This window comes from Herbaspirillum sp. RTI4, assembly GCF_034313965.1.
Lineage (GTDB): Bacteria > Pseudomonadota > Gammaproteobacteria > Burkholderiales > Burkholderiaceae_D > Herbaspirillum.
Genome location: NZ_JAVIWQ010000002.1, coordinates 2,138,577 through 2,160,816, shown reverse-complemented (window position 1 = coordinate 2,160,816; position 22,240 = coordinate 2,138,577). Strand labels below are relative to the sequence as shown.

Genomic DNA, 22,240 nt, shown 5'->3' with positions numbered 1-22,240 from the left:
GCCAGTAGGGGAAAATACCATTGACCTGATTACTCAGCTTCCGGGGTATCTAAATTGAGAGTAACTGCACGAGCAGGAACTACGGTTGAAATAGCGTGCTTGTAAACCATTTGGGTAACGGTGTTGCGCAGCAATACCACATACTGATCAAACGACTCAACATGACCTTGTAATTTAATACCATTAACGAGGTAAATCGAAACGGGTACGTGTTCTTTCCTCAAGGCGTTGAGAAATGGGTCTTGTAACAATTGCCCTTTGTTGTTGCTCATGACTGCTCCACTATGTTGTTGTGAACTGAAGATTTGGAGGCACTTTATGAAAAATCAAGTGCTACTGGGATAATGACTAGCATCTAATGAAAAATGCACCGAGATTAACCAGTAAAAAATAAATATCACACTGAAAATTAAATTTATTTTTCCTGGCGCGAAAATGGATTTTTACTGGATCTAAACTCGATACGTAATGGAGTACCCACAAGCGAAAAAGTTTCACGGAAGTGTTTTTCAAGATATCTTTTGTAGTTATCTTCTATCGACTCTAATGCGTTGCCGTGAATCACAACAATCGGTGGATTCTGTCCACCTTGATGGGCATAGCGCAATTTAGGCCTGATAGAGCCCTTCCGGCGCGGTTGCTGATGCTCTACAGCCTCAATCAATGCGCGTGTCAATTTAGGCGTAGTCAGATTAGCCGTAGCGGCTTCATACGCAGAATTGATTGACTTCATCAACGGCGCAATACCCGTTGATTTCAATGCCGAAATGAAATGGGTTTTCGCAAACGAAAGAAAACTCAGTTTGCGATCCATGTCTACCTTGACCAGATCGCGTTGCTCACTTTGCAAGCCATCCCACTTATTGACGGCAACGACCAGTGCACGCCCACTTTCGAGAATAAATCCGGCAATGTGCGCATCCTGCTCAGAAATATCCTGCTGCGCATCCAATAACAGGACGACGACATTCGCCTCAGAAATAGATTGCAGTGTCTTGACCACTGAGAATTTTTCGATTGCTTCAAATACCTTGCCACGGCGCCTGATACCCGCAGTATCGATCAAGGTGTATTTTTTACCCTCTCGCTCGAAGGCAATTTCAATCGAATCGCGAGTCGTTCCGGGCATGTCGAATGCGATCACACGCTCTTCACCAAGCAAGGTATTGACCAAGGTCGACTTACCCACATTTGGCCGCCCTACGATGGCGATTTTGATACCGGAATCAGTCTTAACGGCTTCCTCGGTATCCGTGCGCTGCGAAAAAGCCACCTTCAGCGCCTCTTCGACTAAATCGACAACTCCATCGCCATGCGCAGCAGAAATAACATAGGGGTCACCCATACCGAGCTCATAGAAATCAGCTGTTACAGCCGTATATCTCATGCCCTCAGCTTTATTCACCACCAACATGACGGAGCGTCCCGATTTCCGCAGGAAATCAGTAATGGTTTTATCGTGAGGCGTTAGACCTTGTCGGCCATCGACAATAAACACCACCACATCAGCCTCAACCACTGCCTGCTTGGTCTGCTTAGCCATTTCATACATGATGCCTTCTTTGGCAACCGGCTCGAAACCACCGGTATCAATGACCAAAAACGGCACCTCTCCTACACGACCTTCACCGTAATGACGATCACGTGTCAAACCAGGCATATCGGCAACCAGCGCATCGCGTGAGCGAGTGAGCCGATTGAACAGCGTCGATTTACCGACATTAGGACGACCTACCAAGGCGATTACCGGCTTCATTTTTTTTTACTGGACTGCCAAGGCAACCACGGTTCCTGCTTGAGTTTGAAAAACGACAATATTGTCGGCTGCGACCGGATTGGCCACAATTGCACTGCCATCAGTTGCTGTTCTGGCAGCAAAAGCACCGTCTTCGCGCGACAGGAAATGCACATACCCCTGATAATCGCCGACAGCTACTGTATTACGGAAGGAAACCGGAGCAGACAGCTGCCGATAAGCCAGCTTGTTATTGCGCCATAATGCGGCGCCGGTATCACGCGCAAACTCGACTACAGCGCCTTTTTCATCCGCCGCGAAAACAAAGCGCTCGTCAATCCCGAGACCCACATCACTGGAAAAATCTTTGATCCAGCGTAGCGCCCCATTGGCAACATCGAAACAACCAATACGACCTTGATAGGCCACGGCGCAAATATCTCGTCCGATCAGCGCAGGCATTCCTGACACATCGGAAATACGCTCCAGTTCGGTAGTTCCGCGTGGGTCGCCAACCGGAATTTCCCAGCGCGCACCACCGTTGTTCAATGCCAATGCGCTCAGCTTGCCTCCAGGCAAGGCGACGAAAGCAGTTTGTGCCGCCATGGCAATGCCGGGCGCAGTGCGCAAAGTCAGCGCAGGAGCAGCACGTACGGCACTCCAGCGTCGCTCACCTGTGCTCGCATCGTAAGCAGTAATGTGATTATCCATACTGCGTACAACGACCAGCTCCTGGCCAACTGCCGGAGCCGAAAGAACAACGCTAGGCCCCTGTGCTCTCCAGCGTTCCTTGCCATTGGAATCAAACGCCAGAACAACGCCCTTTTCACCCACGACTACCGTTGTATTACCATCGCTGCCAACCCCGGCAGTCAATGACATGCCCGCATTGATACGCCACACTTCCGCGCCTGTTGCCACATCGAGCCGCACTACGTTCCCGTTAGCGGCTGCTGCATAAATGCTGCCAGCGGCAAATGCCGGAGAAAAAACAAAACTATCAGACTTTCCGACGCTGCGACTCCACACCGTCTTGAGCGTTTCCGTCGATTTAAAGTCGGTCAGCGGCGTAGGCGGGTTTGATTCTTTTTTTCCAGCAAACAGAGATGAGTACAAGGAACAGCCCGACAGCATTACCACTGCCGTCAACATCATCCCTGTCGCAGAAAATTTTGCTGCTTTTTTAACTGTATTACGCATGAGATTCCCTTTATTGCCCCGGTATTCCACCGCAGCCGATCGTCCGGTCTTGATTAAGCTGCAGACTTCGCCGTAGCACCGCCAACCGCATCCAGTTTCAGTTGTATCAATTGCCGAGCAGGGTCTTTTTGCTCGGTGTGATCAAGAGCCGATTGGTACTCTGTACGGGCAGCATCATTTTTGTTTTGCGCCGCAAGCAAGTCCCCCTTGCGATCGGAGACAATACCAGCGAACTGCTTCGGAAAATCTCCCGACAGCACTTTCAGACCCTCGTCGTACGCCTTCTCGTCCAGCAGAACCCCCGCCAGACGCACAGCAGCAATCGCCTTGTACTCGGAATCACGGGCATGGTCGATCGTCCATTGCAGTTGCTTTTTGGCTCCTGCCGCATCGTTGGCATCGAAAGCCGACTTGGCTGCCACCAATGCACTCATTTGCGCATAGGAAGTACCGCTGAATTTTTCTTCCATATCGCCAGCAGCACGCTGCACTTTGACATTGTCTTTGGCCGCAACGGCTTTTTGCTGCTCCTCATACAACTGCGATGCCTGTCGTGACTGGCCGCGCTGATAATAATTCCAGCCGCTCCATGAGGCGTACGCCACCAGCGCAACGATGAGCAGCCAGGTAAGCGCATTGCCAAAACGCCGCCACCAATCCTTGATGGATGCCAATTGCTCTTGTTCGTCTAAATCAAATGCCATTTTGGTATCGTCCTGATCACGAAGGATCATCTATCTGTATTTATCGGGTAAGTCGTCGGGTAAAACACACTAATGATTAGTGATGGCAGTGGGCATCGTGCACGTGTTCATCGCCGCCGCTGGCGCCAACGATTTCGTCCACCAGGAAATCCGGTACCGCATCAAATGCGACCGTGGATTGTTGCCCGTCACCGTCGCGCAGATGCTTAATGGTGGCGGTGTTTGCGGCAATTTCGTCTTCGCCTAGTATGACGGCAAACGCTGCGCCGCTCGTATCCGCTTTTTTCATCTGGGCCTTGAAGCCGCCGCCTGCGTTTGACGCTGCGCAATGTAGCACAACATCCAGCCCTGCATTGCGCAATCTTTCTGATAATACAAATGCCTGCAACTGCGCAGCCTCTCCTTGATGAACCAGGTAGACGTCGCACTGATTGGGCTGATGCTGCTCGCCATTGGCTTTCATCAGTTCAAGAACGCGCTCCACTCCCATGGCAAAACCGCAGGCCGGAGTGGGTTTTCCGCCAAAGGTTTCGATCAATGGATCGTAACGACCACCACCACAAATCGTGCCTTGCGAACCCAGCTGGTCAGTCACCCATTCGAATACGGTGCGGTTGTAGTAATCCATGCCGCGCACCAGACGAGGGTTGATAGTGAACGGCACATTGTTGTGATTCAGAATTTTTTGCACGCCGTCGAAATGCGCGCGCGACTCCGCACCAAGGTAATCGAGCAGTTTGGGCGCAGCGTCCACCATCTCTTGCATCGCGGGATTTTTAGTATCGAGAATCCGCAGCGGGTTCGAATGTAGTCGCCGCTGCGCATCGGTATCGAGCAAATCCTGATGCTGTTCGAAATAGGCAATCAGATCAATGCGGTGCTGGCTGCGCTCGGCTGCGTCACCAATCGAGTTGAGTTGCAGTTTGACGTCGGTCAGACCGAGGTCGTCCCACAGGCGCAAGCAAAGCATGATGAGTTCGGCATCAATATCCGGACCGGTAAAACCCAGCGCTTCGGCACCGATCTGGTGAAACTGCCGGTAGCGTCCGCGTTGCGGCCGTTCATGACGAAACATCGGGCCGCTATACCACAGCCGTTTCGGGCCGTCATAGGTCAAATTATGTTCGATAGCGGCGCGCACGATACTCGCGGTGCACTCGGGGCGCAGAGTGAGAGCGTCGCCATTCATTGAATCGGTGAAGGAATACATTTCCTTTTCAACGATATCGGTCACTTCACCGAGGCCGCGTGCGAACAAAGCAGTCGGCTCGACTATAGGCGTGCGGATCTGTTGAAAGCCATAGCTTTTCAATACTGTCTGCACGGTATTTTCAAAGAGTTCCCACATTGGGGCGTCGCTGGGCAGGATGTCATTCATTCCTTTCACGCCCACGATTTTGTCGATTTTTTTAATGTCTGCCATGCTTTTACTGATGTTAATCCTGATGATGAAGTACTGGTTCTACCCCGGCCTTCGACTCAAAAAGTATCGGGGGGGGGGAAGATAAATAGGCTTGTCTATCCGTTTATGCAGTCTGCTTGCCGTAATGCGAGCGCACGTAATCGAGCACGATAACCTGGAATTCTTCAGCGATATGTTCGCCGCGCAAGGTCATGCGTTTTTCGCCATCGATAAAAACCGGCGCTGACGGCAACTCCCCTGTGCCAGGCAAGCTGATACCGATGTTGGCATGTTTAGATTCGCCAGGTCCGTTGACAATACAACCCATGACGGCGACATTCATGCCCTCCACACCCGGGTATTCCCCTTTCCACTGCGGCATTTGATCGCGCAGGAAAGTCTGTATTTTGTCAGCCAGATCCTGAAACACTGTCGATGTTGTGCGTCCACAGCCAGGACAGGCAATTACCATGGGAGTGAACTTGCGCATCCCCATCGTTTGTAAAATTTCCTGACCGACAATCACCTCACGAGTACGGTCGCCGCCCGGTTCCGGGGTCAGCGAAATGCGAATGGTATCACCGATGCCCTCTTGGAGCAGTACTGCCAGCGCGGCAGTAGAGGCGACGATGCCCTTGCTGCCCATACCGGCTTCAGTCAATCCCAGGTGCAGCGGATAATCACAGCGGCGCGCCAACTCCCTATAGACGGCAATCAGATCCTGCACACCCGAGACTTTGCAAGACAAAATAATTTTATCGCCGGCAAGTCCGATTTCTTCAGCACGTTGCGCATTTTCGATGGCGGAAGTGACCAGCGCTTCATACATCACCGTCTGCGCCGACCAGGGCGCACTACGCGCAGCATTTTCGTCCATGATGCGCGCCAGCAAGGCCTGATCCAGACTGCCCCAATTGACGCCAATGCGTACCGGCTTGTCGTATTTGCAGGCGATCTCGATCATTTGCGCAAATTGGGTATCGCGCTTGGCACCCTTGCCCACGTTACCCGGATTAATACGGTACTTGGATAAAGCCCGGGCGCAATCAGGGAAATCCTGGAGCAGCGTATGACCGTTGTAGTGGAAATCACCTACCAGGGGAACGTCGATCCCCATGCGATCGAGCTGCTCGCGAATGGCCGGCACTGCGGCTGCCGCCTCGGCGTTATTGACGGTAATGCGTACCAGCTCGGACCCGGCAAGTGCGAGCGCTTTAATCTGCACGGCGGTACCGATAGCATCCGCCGTATCGGTATTCGTCATCGACTGCACGACCACCGGGGCGCAACCACCGACAACGATTTCGCGCTCGCCATAACGAATCACTGCCCTGCGGCGTTGATGTCGCTCAAGAGGACCGGAGGCAATAGCAGAAGATAAAGGCATGGCGTTATTCCAGATTGAGATGCGCGACGTTGTTCGTGTTACCGGTCTTCAAATCAAGCGGTACGCCGCGCAATGTGACGTCGATACCAGAAACATTTCCCACCACCATGCTTACCGGTTGATCAATATCGAATGATTCGGTGGTTCCTGCCTTCAATAAGCGCGAGACCAGCGTGCTTTTATCGGCTCGACGAATTTCCACCCATGTATCCACTCGGACAACCATATTCAGTTTGCCGGAGGTTGTTTTTAATGCGGCAGCGACTTTCACCGGCATTGTCGCAGGAATAGTGGCGGTTGTCGGTGCGGCAACCGTAGCAGCCGGGGCTGGCATGACAACATTGGGAGTCTCTGGAGTGCTTGCACTCGAAACCGGATTTGCTGACGCCTTATTTTCTACGGCGCTGCTTGCCGGAGGGGGTTCGGTTTCTTTCAATGCATTGCTGCTAGCAATTTCAGGCAGATCGGAGGCTGACTCAGTGGATTCGGCAGAGGCAATCGTCAAAGGATGCTCAGTGGAAGGCGATTGACTGGCAGACAACCAATCCATAGGATGAAACGCTCCCAGTACCCCGGTTCGCTCAACCGCCACTATGGCAGCCAGGGCCAGGACGACTACGGCCAGCACCCAAAGCCATAACCCGCTTCGATGCGTCCCCAGAGGCAACGGTGACTCTGAAAATGGCGTAGCTAGCATGCGATGCGGGACAAACGATTGCACCGAGGCGGTCGGATTTTCCGGCAAGGTCGCGACTAAAGGAGCGGCATCCAAATCAAGAAACTTAGCGTAAGTCCGCAAAAAACCACGTGTTACCACCGCGCTAGGCAAGGATGCGTGATCATCTGACTCAAGTGCCACGATCTGACGCGTCGACATCTTCAGCTGACTTGCCACTTGCTCTACCGTCCAGCCCTTGGCTTGCCGCCGCGCCGTAAGTACGGCTCCCGGAGAAACCGGAGGCGCAGTTGCAAGGGATTCGTTTATCTGCTCTTCACTCATCAAAAACTCCACGTCTGTGCGCCGCATATTGAGTCGAGGCGGGATATTGGCGGTCCAGCAATGCCACCACTTGCACCACTCCAGCCCGATTATCCAGCTTGTGCTCTGCGTAGATGACCCGCCAAAGCAGCGACGCGGTCAAATTCAATTTTTCATCATCACGGCGTTCTACGTACATTTGTCCCAACTGTGCGTTAATTTGCCGATGCATAGAATCATGGCTTAAAGCTTGCGAAAAATATCGTTGAGCCGCGTCGCTATTGCCACCTGTCAGACTACAGAGTCCGATATTGCTCAATGCATTGGCCGTAGTGAGGCAGGATGGCAGATGCAATGAAGCGCGCGTAGCGCGCGCTTCGGCTGCCGGCTTGTCAACCGGAGCGGCACATCCGAAAAGAAGGAAGAGGCCAAGCGCGAAAAACAGCGCGCTCAATCTGAGCTGCGTTTGACGCATCACCCCTCAACCTCGACCAAACGGCCAAAGTTAGGTCCGAATTTTTGCTGGTATTCAGCCATTTTCTGCATCCGCTCTTGCACCTTCGTTCTATCCTGTACCTCACCGGCCAATTGTCCGCAGGCCGCATCGATATCGTCCCCACGCGTCTTGCGTATCGTGGTGATAATGCCTGCGTCCATCAAAATTTGCGCGAAGGCTTTGATACGCGGATTAGGCGAACGAGTCAGTCCCGATTCAGGGAAGGGATTAAAAGGAATCAGATTGAATTTGCATGAAATTGCAGTAGCGCCGGTCTGCACCAGCGCCACCAGTTCACGCGCATTGCTGTCGCTATCGTTGACGCCATCCAGCATGCAATATTCAAAAGTCACGAAATCGCGCGGCGCAAACTCCAGGTAACGCTGGCAGGCCGCAAACAATTCGCGCAAGGGATGTTTTTTATTGAGTGGGATCAGGCTGTCACGTAAGGCATCGTTGGACGCATGCAGCGACACAGCCAGCGCGACGGGGCACTCCTGCCCCAAGCGGTCAATCATCGGCACCACACCGCTGGTAGACAGTGTCACGCGACGGCGGGATAAGCCATAGGCATTATCATCCAGCATCAGCTTCAAGGCAGTAACGGTAGGCTCAAAATTGAGCAGCGGCTCACCCATCCCCATCATGACGACGTTGGTAATTTGTCGTTCGCCCTTGGGACCGCCTTCGATACCCTTGGTCCGACGCAAAGCAAATTCGGCCATCCATAACTGTCCGATAATTTCGGAGACAGTCAAATTACGGTTAAATCCCTGCTTGCCGGTGGAGCAAAAACGGCAATTGACGGCACAACCGGCCTGAGTCGAAATACACAAAGTACCTCGCGACTCTTCTGGAATAAATACGGTTTCAACGGCATTTCCCTGACCGACATCAACCAGCCATTTGCGTGTGCCATCGGTGGACGTGTGATCACTAATAACGGCAGGGGCCAGAACCTTGGCGCGCGTCGCCAGCTTGTCGCGCAGCGATTTGGCCAGATCGGTCATCTGGGTAAAGTCAGCAACGCCGAATTGATGTATCCAGCGCTGTAATTGTTTGGCGCGAAACGGCTTCTCACCCAACTCGCCGCAATAAGCGACCAGTTGTGCAGGGTCAAGATCCAGCAAGTTGGTGAGAGCAGTCATGGCAGCTTATGTCTTGTTCGTGACCGCACTGAAGTTTTTCAGTGCGGTAGTGATGCATCGCTTAACGCGAGTAGATGTTCAGCGCAGGGAAGAAATAAGCAATTTCAGTTTGTGCTGTATCAGCTGCATCGGAGCCATGTACGGCATTGGCATCGATCGAATCAGCGAAATCGGCACGGATAGTACCTTTTTCTGCTTTTTTAGGATCAGTAGCGCCCATCAGGTCGCGATGCGTCAATACAGCAGACTCGCCTTCCAGCACTTGCACACTGACAGGACCGGAGATCATGAAGTCAACGAGGTCCTTGAAGAAAGGACGTGCGCTATGCACTGCGTAAAAGCCTTCCGCCTCAGCACGGGACAAATGAATCATGCGCGTGGCGATAATTTTCAGGCCTGCGTTTTCGAAACGGGTGTAAATCTGACCGATCACGTTTTTTGCTACTGCGTCCGGCTTGATAATCGACAGGGTGCGTTCAATTGCCATTTGTAAAAACTCCAATAAAAAGAAAGGGTTAAAGCTATTGTCAAACAATTCACTCAACCTTTGATTCTATCATGGAATACCCTGTTAAGACAGGATCAAACCAGTTCCAATAAGACCCCTCCCCAGTCAATTAGATGGAACGCCACGCCCTATCCGCTGTCTTCTTCATGGGCATGTTATCCTTCAAGGGCAGTATCATAATGAACTGGAGAAATTTTATGGATCAAAATCTACAACGCTCATACGGCACCTTAGGCGTCAACTCGCAAGTACGCCATCAAGTGCTGCGCAATACCTATTGGTTGCTGGCAATTTCAATGATTCCTACCGTATTTGGCGCATGGCTTGGGGTACAGATGCACTTCAGTCTGTTTGCAGGCAGCCCGATGATTGGTTTTGTAATATTCATGGCAATCGCGTTTGGCTTTTTCTATGCCATCGAAAAAACCAAAGATTCCGGACTAGGCGTCGCCGTGTTGCTCGGCTTCACGTTTTTCATGGGCTTAATGCTGTCCAGACTGATCGAGTACACCCTCGGCTATTCGAACGGCGGCACGCTGATCATGACCGCGTTCGGTGGAACTGCGTTGATCTTTGGTGTCATGGCTACCGTGGCAACCGTGTCCAAGCGGGATTTTTCAGGGATGAGCAAATGGCTGTTTGCCGGCTTGCTGGTGATTGTCGTTGCCTCGCTGGCAAATATATTCCTGCAATTGCCGGCACTACAACTGACCATCTCGGTCGTGGCCATCGCCATTTTTTCCGCATACATTCTGTATGACGTTCAGAGCGTCATCAACGGCGGCGAAACTAACTACATTTCGGCCACATTGCGCATCTATCTGGATGTCTACAATGTCTTCGTCAACTTACTGTCGATACTGGGCCTGATGAGCGGGCGACGCGACTAAACTCCCTCACTCAACGCCAATGCCGTTCAGCCCTGCTGAGCGGCATTTTTTTATGCCCAACGGAAAAGCGTCCATCGGGATGTGGCAACCAGTCAATCAGCCGATGAGATCAAACACAGCAATCGACTCCACATGCGCCGTATGCGGAAACATGTTCACCACGCCCGCATGCGTCAGACGATAAGCGCCCTGCTCGACCAACAAGCCCGCATCGCGCGCCAGACTCCCCGGATTGCAAGACACATAGACAATGCGCTGCGGTTTCAACTCAGGATGCAAAGCGCCCAACCCGACAATCGCCTTGCAAATTTCAAACGCACCTTCCCGGGGAGGATCAATCAGCATGCGGTCGAATTTGCCTAATGCAACCAAGTCTTCCGTCGTCGCCTCGAACAAATTGCGGCAATGAAAAACTGTTTTCTCTTCCAGCCCATTGAGGCGAGCATTTTCAAGCGCACGGACAGTTAAAGCCGTACTTCCCTCAATCCCCACCACAGCGCTGGCTTGAGTGGCAATAGGCAAAGTGAAATTACCCAAACCACAAAACAGGTCCGCCACCCTATCCTGTGCTTGCACATCAAGCAGACGCAGGGCTTTGGCGACCAATACCCGATTGATCTGATGATTGACTTGCGTGAAATCAGTAGGACGAAACGGCATGCGGATACCAAAATCCGGCAAGGTATAGTGCAATTGCGTTTGCGCCGGATAGTAGGGATAAGCACTGTCTGGCCCCTGCGGCTGCAACCACCACTGGACAGCATGCAAATCGGCAAAAGCATGCAGCACACCCTCGTCGCCCTCACCCAGCGGAGCCATGATGCGCAACACCATGATCGTGACCGGCTTGCCATCCTCCTCGCCAATCGCCAGTTCGATCTGCGGCAAATGATCGACAATCGTCAGGCTTTCAATCAGGCGACGAAGGGGTATCAATAGAGCTGACACATTGGGCGGCAAAATAGCGCAGCTGCTCATGTCCGTAATGAAGGCAGATTTTTTTTCGTGAAACCCGACCAGCACCCCGCCGCGTTTTTTGACATTACGCACGGAAAGCCGCGCACGGTAGCGATAACCCCAGGTGGGCCCATGAATCGGGCGCATCATCATGTCCGGCCTGACCTTGCCAATGTGCGCCAGACTATCCTCAAGCGCCCGCTGCTTGACTGCGACCTGAGCCGCCGGCTCAAGGTGCTGCATCGCGCATCCGCCGCACATGCCGAACGCCGGACACCGTGGCGTGACTCGCTGCGACGAAGGATGCAGCAAGGCCGTCATATTGGCGGCCTCCCATTTAGCTTTTTTACGAAAAGAATGAAATGCTACCCGTTCGCCGGGTAATGCTCCCTCGACAAACACCACTTTACCGGGAGACCCGTCTTCATTGGCCAGATGGCCAATGCCACGGCCTTCCATGTCAAGCGATTCGATATCGAGAATAGATTGCGTCAGAATAGATTGCGTCGGCATACGCTTACTGTGCAGGAAGGAATCGGGAAGGATCAACCGGCTTCCCTTGCTGGCGAATTTCAAAATGGAGTTTGACGCTATCGCTGTCAGACTTACCCATCTCGGCAATTTTCTGTCCCTTGGTGACCATTTGCCCCTCTTTGACCAAAATCGTTTTGTTGTGTGCGTAAGCCGACAACACATTATTGGTATGTTTGATGATCACCAGATTGCCATAACCCCTAATGCCGCTACCGGCATACATGACCTTCCCGTCTCCGGCTGCCATGATTGCCTGACCTTCTTTGCCGGCAATATCGAGCCCTTTTTTGCCGGAAGCATATGTTCCGACCACCTTGCCATCGGTCGGCCATATCCAGGTCACAGGAGCCTCTTCCTGTGATGTTTTATCTGCCGGTTGCGGCGCAATCTCAGGTTTAACCGATACCGGTGCCGGAGCAGCGCTTGGAGCAGCATCCGGTTTTTCGAGTTCAGCCAATGTACTTTCCGAATAAGGGCGCTTATCGCCCCGAGGTCCCGTCTTGTTGACGGAGGCGGCCGCCGCCGAATTCTGCGCCCCAAGCTGTTTAACCTCCACACCGGAAGCCGCGACAGACACTGCTGCGGTCTGAGGCGCACCGGCATCAGGCGGCATAACCCGCAATACCTGATCGACTTTAATATCATTGGGGTTATTCAGGTTATTCCACGCCACCAGATCGCGATAGCTTTGCCCGAACTGAACCGCAATCCGCAACAGACTATCGCCCTTCTTTACGGTGTAATAGCCGGGACTATTCGCCAGCCGCGACTCACCGCTGGCAGCCGACGACTTCGACGCATCGGGATTGGGTGCCGCGTTACGATCAATAACAGGAGCGGCGATGCGCGGAGTAGTCGTGCAGGCTGCAAGCAGACTCATGATTACTGCGGGCAACAAAAAACTGGTTTTTTTCATTCTGGTTACTTTATTTAGACAATGCTGAGGTCGACGCGGAGCTCGCCTCAGAGTTCAGTGACAGTTCATAGACAATATATTGGCACGTCAGACCACTTTCCTCACAGGAAAGCAGCCGACAGCGACTATTTTTCAGACGGCAATCTGGAAGCCCGTTGAGTACCGGCCATCATACGATGCCCGGCCGGAGCGGCACGAAATGACATTCTTCCATCGTTTCGTTAGTCCACTCAAATTTGCTGATGCGCCGAATCAACTGCAGCACCTGGTGCCGTCCTCCGACAGGCGCAATCAGCCTGCCGCCGATGGTGAGTTGCTCCAGCAACGTCTGCGGCACCTCCATCCCTGCCGCCGCGAGGATAATCCCGTCGAATGGCGCAGCCTGAGGCAAACCCAGCATACCATCTCCATACTGCAGTCTCAGATTGGCAATACGCAAAGGACGAAGATTGGTTTTGGCCAGTTCATGCAGCGGCCTGATCCGTTCTATCGAATACACCTCTTTCGCCACCTGCGACAATACCGCCGCCTGATACCCACAACCGGTCCCGATTTCCAGCACTTTATCGAGTTCTTTTCCACCACCCGTTTCGCGCAGGATTTCAATCATGCGCGCCACAATATAGGGCTGGGAAATGGTTTGATGGTGACCGATCGGCAGTGACGCATCGATATACGCCTGGCTAGACAAGCCCGGCTCCATGAATAAATGACGCGGCACCGCTTCCATCGCCGCCAGTACTTTCGCATCTTTAACCCCCTGCCGCGCCACCCGCGCGACCATCGCTTTTCGCACCGCTTCCGACACCATCGAATTCGAGCGGCTGGGCGCCGTAGCAGAAGAGACCTGAGTCACCGGCAAGGACGACGAGCGCGACGTTACCAATGAACGCGGCGGCGCCGGTGTCGCTGCGGTAAGCGGCCCTGATGTCGGTTTAGATGTGGGTCTGAGTGCATTAACCGCTGCCTGCGTCACCGACGTGCCGGGTCGCATTCCTTGCTGCGCGGCATTTCTGGTTGCGGTTTGGGGGGTGGCAGTCCTGCCGCTGTCGGTGGAACCGCGCGTCTTGGTCGTCACTACCGACGACAGAGTCAAAGGAAAACGGCTCGATTTACCGGTCACTCCAGATCTCTCTTCAAGGCATTGAGCTGCAAATTATGCGTCAGGTCGATCTGCAAAGGCGTGATGGACACATGGCCTTGAGCAACCGCATGAAAATCAGTGCCTTCTCCGGCATCCTTGGCCCCACCAGCGGGGCCGATCCAATAGAGATCTTTGCCGTAGGGATCGCACAATTTAAACACTGGCTCGGACATATGCCGCTTGCCAAGTCGGGTAGCCAGCGCTGGTTTCAGCTCGGCGTAAGGAAGATTCGGAATGTTGACGTTGAGCAAAAATGGTTTATCCAACTGCTCGAAGCGTCGCTGCACCAACTCGCGCGCGATACGTGCGGCGCTGGCCAGCTCTTTCCACCCCTTGTCTGCCTGTGAAAAGGCCATCGCAGGAATGCCGAAAAGAAAGCCCTCCGTGGCAGCAGCGACGGTTCCCGAATACAAAGTATCGTCGCCCATGTTCTGGCCTTGATTGATGCCGGAAACAATCAGATCCGGCATTTTGTCCATCAAGCCGGTTAAGGCGATGTGCACGCAATCGGCAGGCGTCCCGCTGACGAAATACACCCCGTTTTCGGTCTGTTCGACCACCAGCGGATGGTGCAGTGTCAGGGAATTGGAACTGCCGGAGCGATTGCTGTCGGGGGCTACCACGGTGATGTCAGCAATGGCGGCAAGTGCATCGGCCAGTGCGATGATGCCCGGAGCCAGATAGCCGTCGTCATTACTGATGAGTATATTCATGTAAGCATTTTACCCGAAGCGTCATCGAAATTTAACGGCAAATAGCATCAGCAAAAGCGCAAGGTTAAACAGCACTGCACTACTTGCCTGAACCACGTTAAATACGGTGAGTTAAGTACAGAGAACCAGGCAATGAATTAATCAAAGACTCGCCCCCATTTTCAGGGCGACAAGTCCGTCGGCGCAGGAATGGCGGTAACGGTAGCGGCATCAGCAGTACGGCGCGAGAAAAATTCCTGCACGGCACCGATTTCACGCGTACGTTTGAACGGCGGCAAACTTTGCCAGATACGGCGACCATAGCCCTTGGAAATGAGGCGCGGGTCGCAAATCATCAGCACTCCGCTATCGGTCTCGTCGCGAATCAAACGCCCTGCGCCCTGCTTCAGATTGATGATGGCGGCCGGCAACTGATGATGCATGAAACCGTTCAAGCCCTTTTTCTCCAGTTCGCCGATACGCGCCGCCAGCACCGGATCGTCAGGCGGGGCAAACGGCAGCTTGTCGATAATGACCAGCGACAAAGCATCCCCGCGCACATCGACGCCCTCCCAGAAACTCTGGCTACCGATCAGGACTGCGTTACCGCTGGCGCGGAAACGATCCAGCAATTCGGTACGGCCGACATCCCCCTGCACCATCAGCGGGTACGTCAGTCCCCGCGCCGCAAATTCGGTACGCAAGCGTTCGGCAACGCGATTGACTGCGCGCAAGGTCGTGCATAAAAAGAAGGTGCGACCACCGGCGGCTTCAATCGCGGGGAGCGCGGCATCCACCACCGCGTCCGTATAGTCCGGCGATTGCGGCTGCGGCAAGCCGGACGGCACATATAGCAGGCCCTGATTTTCATAATCGAAGGGACTGGGCCAGGACTGCGCTGCCTCATCCCACAAGCCCATCTGCGAGGTGTAATGCTCGAAATCGTTTTTGACCGCCAGCGTCGCAGAAGTAAAAATCCAGGCACGCGGCACGCCTTCGCGCTGCTTGTTGAAAATCGGCGCAATCGACAAGGGCGTCCTGTGCAATTGCAGCGAAGCCGAATAGGCTTCCACCCACAGCACATGACCGGCATCGGCCTCGGCAGTTGCCGCCGCCTTGTTGTCGGTCGGTTTCCAGTTATCGAGCTGCGTCGCCAGCACGATGGCGCGGCTGCGGCACTGCTCTATCGTTTCGGCGCGCTCGGCCTGCTTCTCCAGCGTCTCCAGCATGACGTGGAGGCTGCTCTTGAGTGTTTCCAATGCCGGGAAAAAATCGCTGGACGAGGCAATCTGCGGCAATGCCAGCTTGACGCTATCCTGCGGAAAAGTGAGGCGCAAATCGCGTGCCGCACGCTCTACCGGCGCGACCAGCGCGGCCCAATCGGCACCGTCACGCGCATGCGCCCAGCCTTCGGCCAGCACATCACGGCACAGCTCCAGCACCTGCGAAGTGGAAATGGTTTCACCGAAAAACATCGTGGCCGTATCGGGTAGCTGGTGCGCCTCATCGAAAATGACGGTGTTGGCCGAGGGCAGCAATTCCGCCACGCCGGTATCGCGCAGGGCGACATCGGCAAAAAACAAGTGATGATTGACGACCACGATATCCGCTTGCTGCGCTTCCTTGCGCGCCTTCATCACAAAGCAATCCTGGTAATACTGGCATTCCGCGCCGAAGCAGGTATCCCGGGTCGACGTCACCAGATTCCAGATGGCGGCGTTTTCCGGGATTTTGGATAACTCGGCTTTATCGCCCGAGGTCGTGGTTTTCATGAAGCGGGAAATATCGCGCAGATAGCCGGCATCTTCCCGTGCCGTCATGCGACCGTTTTGCAAGGTGCGTTCCAGATGAAAATGGCACACGTAGTTGGCGCGTCCCTTGAGCAGCGCAATTGATACCGGTGCTTTCAACGCCTTGCGCACGGTGGGGATATCGCGCAGAAACAATTGATCCTGCAAATTTTTGGTGCCGGTCGAAACGATGACCTTGCCGCCCCATAACAACGCCGGCACAAGGTAGGCAAAGGTCTTGCCGGTACCGGTGCCGGCCTCGGCGACCAGCGTCTTTTGCTGGCCGATGGCTTCAGCGATGGCCTTGGCCATTTCAGTTTGCGAGCGGCGCGAGCGGAATCCATTCACGGCTTCGCCTAGCGATCCGTCTGCGCCGAAAATACGATCGACTTCCGCATCGTGCAAGCCGGGAGTCTGTTCTGGTGGGAGGTCTTGAGTCAAGATAGCGGCGTCAATACCGGAGTACGACTGAAAATAACGGGAAATAGGAAACTGAACAGGCAATGCGCCATCTTTGCGCCGGGCTCATTTCAGGCAGGAATGTCGGGAATCAGCTGCATCTTGAGCAGCGAAATATGATCTTTCAACTGGAGTTTGCGCTTCTTGAGGCGACGCAACTGTAATTCCTCAGGACGAATCCCCTGCGTCATCACCTCAATGACCGCATCGAGGTCCCGATGCTCTACTTCCAGTTCAATAATGCGGTGCTGTATGTCTTCCCGGTGCGTCATGGTCATAAGGGTGCTCAGGCAGGTGGGAAAAACGGAGGTGTGTGCTTCACTCCCGACACCGACAAGCGGTTCGGGACAGTGGACCAGTGCAATTGACCTGGCAGCGAGGAACGGTGCGCCACGGAAATCAGGGGGCCGCCGGAGCAGGAACGGGCGGTTTCTCTTGATCCTTTTTCCGGGCGATTTCTTTTAACTTTGCCGCCTTCTTTTGCTCCACTTCGAGCTTGTGTTCCGCCGCCGCTTTCACCTTGTCGTTGTAGTCGCGTACATTGCTGGCGCGCTGCGATGCGTCCGCTGCTTCCTGCGCGCGAATAGCGTTGATCTTGGCATTGTGTTCGGCGACACGCTGATCGATGGAAATCTGCGGCTGTTGATCCTTGGCTTGCTGATCCTGCAGTTTTTGTGCGCTTTCCTTGGTCTTGGCAGCATTGGAAACCGTTTTTTCCTGCTGCTGACGCAAGCGGTCGGCTGCATCGGCTTCATTGGCCTCGCGCTGATCGGCCAGATCCTTGTCGCGCTCATCGACCCGCGCCTGACGCTGGTAGGAATTGGCCTGGATTTCGACATCACGAATGGCTTTCTTTTCCGAGCTGTAAATATCCTTGGCGTCATTCAGACAAGAGGAAACGAAAAATCTCTGATAGCACGCACGCTGATTCTGAATGTTGCGGATTTCCAGCGCTTGCCGCTCGCTGTCCGTCTCGGTCAGGATTTGTTCTGAGACGGCAACGGAGGTAATCGATCCGGTCGGGTAACGCGCCACGAGAGAGATCACGGAGGGCGTTTCCAGCGGGACTTTCTCCGTCGCGCAGGCGCTGCCGGCAACCATACCTGCCAAAAACAGGCAAAGCGGAACGAATCGGTTCAGATCGTGTTTTTTCATTCAGAAAGCGACATAAAAATAAAAGTTAAACAATGGTGTCGGCGACATGGCGGCGTTCCGCCTCCAGATATTCCTTCGACTGCATCTCAATGATACGTGAAACGGTACGGTGGAACTCATTTGCCAGCGTGCCCTCAGTGTACAGCTGCTCGGGCGGCACTTCTGCCGACATGATCAGCTTCACCTTATGGTCGTAAAACACATCAATGAGCCAGGTAAAGCGCCGCGCTTCCGACGACATCGCCACCGACATCTGCGGGATGCCGGACAGTACCACTGTTTGAAACTGGCTGGCGATTTCCAGATAATCGTTTTGCGAGCGCGGCCCGCCGCACAGGGTGGCGAAATCGAACCAGATCGCACTGCCTGCGCGACGCAGGGATTTGATTTGCCGCGCCTCGATGCGGATGATCGGATCTTCATCGGCGATCTCGGCCACACTGGCGAACGACTGACGCAGGATTTCATCGTTCTGCGCATTGAGTGGCGAAAGATAGGTTTGCACCTGCGCCAAAGCACGCTTGCGGTAATCGATGCCGGCGTCGATGTTGAGCACGTCCATCTTCTCCTTGAGCAAGGCAATCGTCGGCAACATGCGATCGCGGTGCAAGCCATCGGGATACAGCGTGTCGGGATGGTAGTTGGAGGTCATCACGAACGAAACCCCATTGGCGAACAAGCCGCGCAAGAGGTTATACAAAATCATGGCATCGGCGATGTCGGAGACGTGAAACTCGTCAAAACAAATGAGCCTGTATTTTTTCGCTATACGGATAGCGACTTCATCCAGCGGATTGGCGATACCTTTAAGTTCATCGAGTTGCTGGTGTACGGCGCGCATGAATTCATGGAAGTGCAAACGCGTCTTGCGCTGCACCGGCACTACCGAATAAAAACTGTCCATCAGAAACGATTTGCCGCGCCCCACTCCGCCCCAAAGGTAAATACCGCGCGGGACTTCCGGGCGATTAATCAGCCGCTTGAAGGTGCTGGAACGCTGCCCCTTGAAGGCAATCCACTCATCATCGGCGCGTTGCAGCCGGTCGATCGCCATCTGCTGCGCTGCATCGGACACATAGCCGCGTTCAGCCAGCGCTTGTGCGTAAAATTCCCGTACATCCATGGTGGGGTTGCCGTCCTTACTGTGGTGCGTTTATCGATTTATATCGGCTTATTATCGGCTTATATCGACTCGTAACCGATAAACAAAATGGGCGGGCAATGGGGAATCAGCCCCACTGCCCGCCCCGCTTAACTAAGCAGGATGATGAACGCGATCAGAAATTCAATGCGCGCTTATCGACTGCCAGTGCCGCTTCCTTGGTCGCTTCCGACAGCGAAGGATGGGCGTGGCAGATACGGGCAATGTCTTCCGCCGAAGCGCGGAATTCCATCGCCACGACGGCTTCTGAAATCAATTCCGAAGCCATAGGGCCGATGATGTGCACGCCGAGAATTTCATCGGTCTTGGCGTCTGCCAGGAACTTGACGAAACCGGTGGTATCGCCCAGCGCACGCGCACGGCCGTTGGCCAGGAACGGGAAGCTTCCGGCTTTGTATTCCACGCCGTCTGCCTTCAGTTGCTGTTCAGTACGGCCGACCCACGCGATTTCAGGCGAGGTATAGATCACCCATGGAACCGTGTTGAAATTGACATGACCATGCTGACCGGCAATGCGCTCTGCCACAGCCACGCCTTCTTCTTCGGCCTTGTGCGCCAGCATCGGGCCGCGCACCACGTCACCGACCGCCCAGACGTTCGGCAGATTGGTTTTGCAATTGTCATCGACGGCGATGAAACCGCGCTCGTCCAGCTTCAGTCCCACGCCTTCGGCGTTCAGACCCGTCGTATTAGGTGTGCGGCCAATCGAAATGATCAGCTTGTCAAACACAACCGTTTGCGCTGCGCCCTTGCTGTCGACGTAAGCCACCGACACGTCTTTTTTGCCCGGTTTAATATCACCGATTTTCACGCCGAGTTCAATCTTGAGACCCTGCTTGGTCATCTGCTTGAATGCTTCTTTGGCGACCTGCTCATCGACCGCGCCGAGGAAAGTCGGCAACCCTTCCAGTATCGTCACGTCAGAACCCAGACGACGCCAGACGCTGCCCATTTCGAGACCGATCACGCCGGCACCGATGACGCCCAGTTTCTTTGGCACTTCGGTCAGCGCAAGTGCGCCGGTATTCGACAAAATCAATTGTTCGTCGAAAGCAGCACCCGGCAAGGCGCGTGCATTGGAACCGGTGGCAACGATCACATGCTTGGCGATCAGCGATTCTTCCGCCTTGCCAGTGACCTTGATTTCATAGCCTTCCGCACTCGCTTTGGCAAACGCGCCGCGGCCGTGGAAAAAGCTGATTTTGTTTTTCTTGAGCAGATAAAGAATGCCGTCGTTGTTTTGCTTGACCACGGTATTCTTGCGCGCCAGCATCTGGCCCAGATTCAGACTCAGACCCTTGACCTCGATACCGTGTTCGGCAAAGGCATGCCCGGCGTGTTCGTAATGTTCGGACGATTGCAGCAAGGCTTTGGACGGGATGCAGCCGACATTGGTGCAAGTACCGCCGGGCGCAGGGCCGCCGGCTTCATTTTTCCACTCGTCGATACAGGCGACGCTAAAACCAAGCTGGGCAGCGCGGATAGCGGCAACATATCCGCCGGGACCGCCACCGATAACGACTACATCAAAATTTTTACTCATGATTTTTTCCTCATACAGGTAATGGTGCAGGGTCTCTCTGGAGACGCAAACCGCGAAAAAAAGCAAAGAAAAAGCAAAAAGCGCAGTGGAAGCAGAGTGGCGATTGACGCCTGCTCTGCTTCCCTGCGCCTGCGGTTCTAAGCTTAGATGTCGAGCAACAGACGCGCTGGATCTTCCAGCGCTTCCTTGATCGCTACCAGGCACAATACCGCTTCACGACCATCGATGATGCGGTGATCGTAAGACATGGCGAAGAAGTTGATCGGACGAACGACGACCTGGCCATTTTCCACCACAGCACGATCCTTGGTGGCATGAATGCCGAGGATGGCCGATTGTGGCGGATTGATGATCGGTGTCGAGAGCATGGAACCGAAAGTGCCGCCGTTGGATACCGTGAAAGTACCGCCGGTCATTTCTTCCAAAGACAACTTGCCGTCTTTTGCCTTGGCGCCGAATTCGCCGATCTTCTTTTCGATCTGAGCGATCGACATCTGATCCGCATCGCGCAGCACTGGCACGACCAACCCACGCGGCGAACCGACTGCTACGCCGATGTCGAAATAACCGTGGTAGACGATGTCGTTACCATCCACCGAGGCATTGACGATAGGATATTTTTTCAGCGCAGCAACGACGGCCTTGACGAAGAAAGACATGAAGCCAAGTTTGACGCCATGCTCTTTTTCAAATTTGTCTTTGTACTTGTTGCGCAGATCAATCACAGGCTGCATGTTGATTTCGTTAAACGTCGTCAGGATGGCGTTGGTCGATTGCGATTGAATCAAACGCTCCGCCACGCGAGCGCGCAGACGGCTCATCGGAACACGTTCTTCAGGACGATTTTGCAGGCCTGCCATCGTCACCGGAGCGGCAACCTGTTGCAGTGCCGGCTTGGCGGCTGGCGCAGCAGAAGCACTAAGAGTCGACAGCACGTCGCCCTTGGTCACGCGGCCATCTTTGCCGCTACCGAGCACATCTGTAGTGGACAGATTGTTATCTGCCAGCAATTTGGCAGCGGCTGGCATGGCGACATTCGACTTGCTTGCCAGCTCAGGTGCGGCGACAGGTGTCGGCGCATGGCCTTCTTGTGGAACCGGTAAGGCTTTGACTTCCAGCGGGCTGATTTGCGCAGCGCCGTCGGTATCGATGATCGCGATGATTTCGCCAGCGACTACAGTCGCACCGTCAGGACGGATGATTTGGGTAACGACACCGGCGCTTGGCGCAGGCAGTTCCAGCACGACTTTATCTGTTTCAACGTCAATCAGGTTTTCGTCGCGGGCGACAGGGTCACCCACTTTTTTATGCCATTGCAATAAGGTTGCTTCAGCAACCGATTCCGACAATTGTGGAACTTTAACTTCGATTATGGCCATGTAATTCTCCGTTCAGTTTGTTCGTTCACGGCGCGCCGCCAGGCGGTGCGCCGTTCGCAG

21 protein-coding genes are annotated in these 22,240 nt (G+C 54.1%); 1 reads left to right on the top strand and 20 read right to left on the bottom strand.

Annotated elements, in window-relative coordinates; translation table 11 throughout:
• Nucleotides 1-29 precede the first annotated feature (29 nt).
• The 10 genes from hfq to ndk all read right to left on the bottom strand — a co-directional run bounded on the left by hfq (nucleotide 30) and on the right by ndk (nucleotide 9,538).
• Nucleotides 30-272, bottom strand: coding sequence for an RNA chaperone Hfq (gene hfq, locus RGU70_RS09785; RefSeq protein ID WP_322209208.1), 243 nt, complete (start codon nucleotides 270-272; stop codon nucleotides 30-32).
• A 143-nt stretch (nucleotides 273-415) separates the two neighbouring features.
• Nucleotides 416-1,756, bottom strand: a complete 1,341-nt coding sequence (gene der, locus RGU70_RS09780; RefSeq protein ID WP_322209207.1) for a ribosome biogenesis GTPase Der — start codon at nucleotides 1,754-1,756, stop codon at nucleotides 416-418.
• A gap of 6 nt (nucleotides 1,757-1,762) precedes the next feature.
• Nucleotides 1,763-2,935: an outer membrane protein assembly factor BamB gene (gene bamB / locus RGU70_RS09775; protein WP_322209206.1), complete on the bottom strand. Its 1,173-nt coding sequence runs from the start codon at nucleotides 2,933-2,935 to the stop codon at nucleotides 1,763-1,765.
• Nucleotides 2,936-2,988: 53 nt separating this feature from the next.
• A complete protein-coding gene (locus tag RGU70_RS09770) occupies nucleotides 2,989-3,639 on the bottom strand; it encodes a tetratricopeptide repeat protein (RefSeq protein WP_322209205.1) in 651 nt (216 codons plus the stop codon).
• A gap of 76 nt (nucleotides 3,640-3,715) precedes the next feature.
• A complete protein-coding gene (gene hisS / locus RGU70_RS09765) occupies nucleotides 3,716-5,062 on the bottom strand; it encodes a histidine--tRNA ligase (RefSeq protein WP_322209204.1) in 1,347 nt (448 codons plus the stop codon).
• Between the two features lie 103 nt (nucleotides 5,063-5,165).
• Nucleotides 5,166-6,428, bottom strand: a complete 1,263-nt coding sequence (gene ispG, locus RGU70_RS09760; RefSeq protein WP_322209203.1) for a flavodoxin-dependent (E)-4-hydroxy-3-methylbut-2-enyl-diphosphate synthase — start codon at nucleotides 6,426-6,428, stop codon at nucleotides 5,166-5,168.
• Nucleotides 6,429-6,432: 4 nt separating this feature from the next.
• On the bottom strand, nucleotides 6,433-7,428 hold the full coding sequence (locus tag RGU70_RS09755; protein WP_322209202.1) for a helix-turn-helix domain-containing protein: 996 nt from the start codon (nucleotides 7,426-7,428) through the stop codon (nucleotides 6,433-6,435).
• Nucleotides 7,421-7,882, bottom strand: coding sequence for a hypothetical protein (locus tag RGU70_RS09750; protein WP_322209201.1), 462 nt, complete (start codon nucleotides 7,880-7,882; stop codon nucleotides 7,421-7,423). The genes RGU70_RS09755 and RGU70_RS09750 overlap by 8 nt, the downstream gene beginning before the upstream one ends.
• On the bottom strand, nucleotides 7,882-9,051 hold the full coding sequence (rlmN, locus tag RGU70_RS09745) for a 23S rRNA (adenine(2503)-C(2))-methyltransferase RlmN (protein WP_322209200.1): 1,170 nt from the start codon (nucleotides 9,049-9,051) through the stop codon (nucleotides 7,882-7,884). Before rlmN ends, RGU70_RS09750 begins: the two co-directional genes overlap by 1 nt.
• Before the next feature lie 61 nt (nucleotides 9,052-9,112).
• Entirely contained in the window at nucleotides 9,113-9,538 is a 426-nt protein-coding gene (ndk, locus tag RGU70_RS09740; RefSeq protein WP_322209199.1) for a nucleoside-diphosphate kinase, read from the bottom strand.
• 218 nt (nucleotides 9,539-9,756) lie between these two features.
• Between ndk and RGU70_RS09735 the strand changes: the two genes are divergently transcribed.
• Nucleotides 9,757-10,449 (top strand): Bax inhibitor-1/YccA family protein, encoded by a 693-nt coding sequence (locus RGU70_RS09735; RefSeq protein ID WP_322209198.1) that lies wholly within the window; start codon nucleotides 9,757-9,759, stop codon nucleotides 10,447-10,449.
• A gap of 96 nt (nucleotides 10,450-10,545) precedes the next feature.
• Here the strand turns inward: RGU70_RS09735 and rlmD are convergent, their stop codons facing one another.
• The 10 genes from rlmD to odhB all read right to left on the bottom strand — a co-directional run bounded on the left by rlmD (nucleotide 10,546) and on the right by odhB (nucleotide 22,180).
• Nucleotides 10,546-11,919: a 23S rRNA (uracil(1939)-C(5))-methyltransferase RlmD gene (rlmD, locus tag RGU70_RS09730; protein WP_322209197.1), complete on the bottom strand. Its 1,374-nt coding sequence runs from the start codon at nucleotides 11,917-11,919 to the stop codon at nucleotides 10,546-10,548.
• Between the two features lie 4 nt (nucleotides 11,920-11,923).
• Nucleotides 11,924-12,856 (bottom strand): peptidoglycan DD-metalloendopeptidase family protein, encoded by a 933-nt coding sequence (locus tag RGU70_RS09725; RefSeq protein WP_416186501.1) that lies wholly within the window; start codon nucleotides 12,854-12,856, stop codon nucleotides 11,924-11,926.
• Nucleotides 12,857-13,025: 169 nt separating this feature from the next.
• Complete coding sequence (locus RGU70_RS09720) at nucleotides 13,026-13,979, bottom strand: protein-L-isoaspartate(D-aspartate) O-methyltransferase (RefSeq protein WP_322209195.1); 954 nt, start codon at nucleotides 13,977-13,979, stop codon at nucleotides 13,026-13,028.
• On the bottom strand, nucleotides 13,976-14,713 hold the full coding sequence (gene surE, locus RGU70_RS09715; RefSeq protein ID WP_322209194.1) for a 5'/3'-nucleotidase SurE: 738 nt from the start codon (nucleotides 14,711-14,713) through the stop codon (nucleotides 13,976-13,978). Before surE ends, RGU70_RS09720 begins: the two co-directional genes overlap by 4 nt.
• 161 nt (nucleotides 14,714-14,874) lie before the next feature.
• Complete coding sequence (locus RGU70_RS09710; RefSeq protein ID WP_416186560.1) at nucleotides 14,875-16,926, bottom strand: ATP-dependent DNA helicase; 2,052 nt, start codon at nucleotides 16,924-16,926, stop codon at nucleotides 14,875-14,877.
• 86 nt (nucleotides 16,927-17,012) lie between these two features.
• Entirely contained in the window at nucleotides 17,013-17,219 is a 207-nt protein-coding gene (locus RGU70_RS09705; protein ID WP_322209192.1) for a YdcH family protein, read from the bottom strand.
• Between the two features lie 121 nt (nucleotides 17,220-17,340).
• Complete coding sequence (locus RGU70_RS09700; RefSeq protein ID WP_322209191.1) at nucleotides 17,341-18,096, bottom strand: hypothetical protein; 756 nt, start codon at nucleotides 18,094-18,096, stop codon at nucleotides 17,341-17,343.
• 25 nt (nucleotides 18,097-18,121) lie between these two features.
• Nucleotides 18,122-19,219: a cell division protein ZapE gene (gene zapE, locus RGU70_RS09695; RefSeq protein ID WP_322209190.1), complete on the bottom strand. Its 1,098-nt coding sequence runs from the start codon at nucleotides 19,217-19,219 to the stop codon at nucleotides 18,122-18,124.
• 154 nt (nucleotides 19,220-19,373) lie between these two features.
• On the bottom strand, nucleotides 19,374-20,801 hold the full coding sequence (gene lpdA, locus RGU70_RS09690) for a dihydrolipoyl dehydrogenase (protein WP_322209189.1): 1,428 nt from the start codon (nucleotides 20,799-20,801) through the stop codon (nucleotides 19,374-19,376).
• A gap of 143 nt (nucleotides 20,802-20,944) precedes the next feature.
• Entirely contained in the window at nucleotides 20,945-22,180 is a 1,236-nt protein-coding gene (gene odhB, locus RGU70_RS09685; RefSeq protein ID WP_322209188.1) for a 2-oxoglutarate dehydrogenase complex dihydrolipoyllysine-residue succinyltransferase, read from the bottom strand.
• Nucleotides 22,181-22,240: the final 60 nt, after the last annotated feature.

Excerpts from the sequence above, each read along its gene's own strand:
- ndk (WP_322209199.1), bottom strand. The coding sequence starts at position 9,538 with ATGGCAATTGAACGCACCCTGTCGATTATCAAGCCGGACGCAGTAGCA.
- RGU70_RS09755 (WP_322209202.1), bottom strand. The coding sequence starts at position 7,428 with ATGAGTGAAGAGCAGATAAACGAATCCCTTGCAACTGCGCCTCCGGTT.
- RGU70_RS09705 (WP_322209192.1), bottom strand. The coding sequence starts at position 17,219 with ATGACCATGACGCACCGGGAAGACATACAGCACCGCATTATTGAACTG.
- zapE (WP_322209190.1), bottom strand. The coding sequence starts at position 19,219 with ATGGATGTACGGGAATTTTACGCACAAGCGCTGGCTGAACGCGGCTAT.
- RGU70_RS09725 (WP_416186501.1), bottom strand. The coding sequence starts at position 12,856 with ATGAAAAAAACCAGTTTTTTGTTGCCCGCAGTAATCATGAGTCTGCTT.
- hisS (WP_322209204.1), bottom strand. The coding sequence starts at position 5,062 with ATGGCAGACATTAAAAAAATCGACAAAATCGTGGGCGTGAAAGGAATG.
- ispG (WP_322209203.1), bottom strand. The coding sequence starts at position 6,428 with ATGCCTTTATCTTCTGCTATTGCCTCCGGTCCTCTTGAGCGACATCAA.
- bamB (WP_322209206.1), bottom strand. The coding sequence starts at position 2,935 with ATGCGTAATACAGTTAAAAAAGCAGCAAAATTTTCTGCGACAGGGATG.
- RGU70_RS09770 (WP_322209205.1), bottom strand. The coding sequence starts at position 3,639 with ATGGCATTTGATTTAGACGAACAAGAGCAATTGGCATCCATCAAGGAT.
- hfq (WP_322209208.1), bottom strand. The coding sequence starts at position 272 with ATGAGCAACAACAAAGGGCAATTGTTACAAGACCCATTTCTCAACGCC.
- rlmD (WP_322209197.1), bottom strand. The coding sequence starts at position 11,919 with ATGCCGACGCAATCTATTCTGACGCAATCTATTCTCGATATCGAATCG.
- der (WP_322209207.1), bottom strand. The coding sequence starts at position 1,756 with ATGAAGCCGGTAATCGCCTTGGTAGGTCGTCCTAATGTCGGTAAATCG.
- RGU70_RS09700 (WP_322209191.1), bottom strand. The coding sequence starts at position 18,096 with ATGAAAAAACACGATCTGAACCGATTCGTTCCGCTTTGCCTGTTTTTG.
- rlmN (WP_322209200.1), bottom strand. The coding sequence starts at position 9,051 with ATGACTGCTCTCACCAACTTGCTGGATCTTGACCCTGCACAACTGGTC.
- RGU70_RS09750 (WP_322209201.1), bottom strand. The coding sequence starts at position 7,882 with ATGCGTCAAACGCAGCTCAGATTGAGCGCGCTGTTTTTCGCGCTTGGC.
- surE (WP_322209194.1), bottom strand. The coding sequence starts at position 14,713 with ATGAATATACTCATCAGTAATGACGACGGCTATCTGGCTCCGGGCATC.
- odhB (WP_322209188.1), bottom strand. The coding sequence starts at position 22,180 with ATGGCCATAATCGAAGTTAAAGTTCCACAATTGTCGGAATCGGTTGCT.
- lpdA (WP_322209189.1), bottom strand. The coding sequence starts at position 20,801 with ATGAGTAAAAATTTTGATGTAGTCGTTATCGGTGGCGGTCCCGGCGGA.
- RGU70_RS09735 (WP_322209198.1), top strand. The coding sequence starts at position 9,757 with ATGGATCAAAATCTACAACGCTCATACGGCACCTTAGGCGTCAACTCG.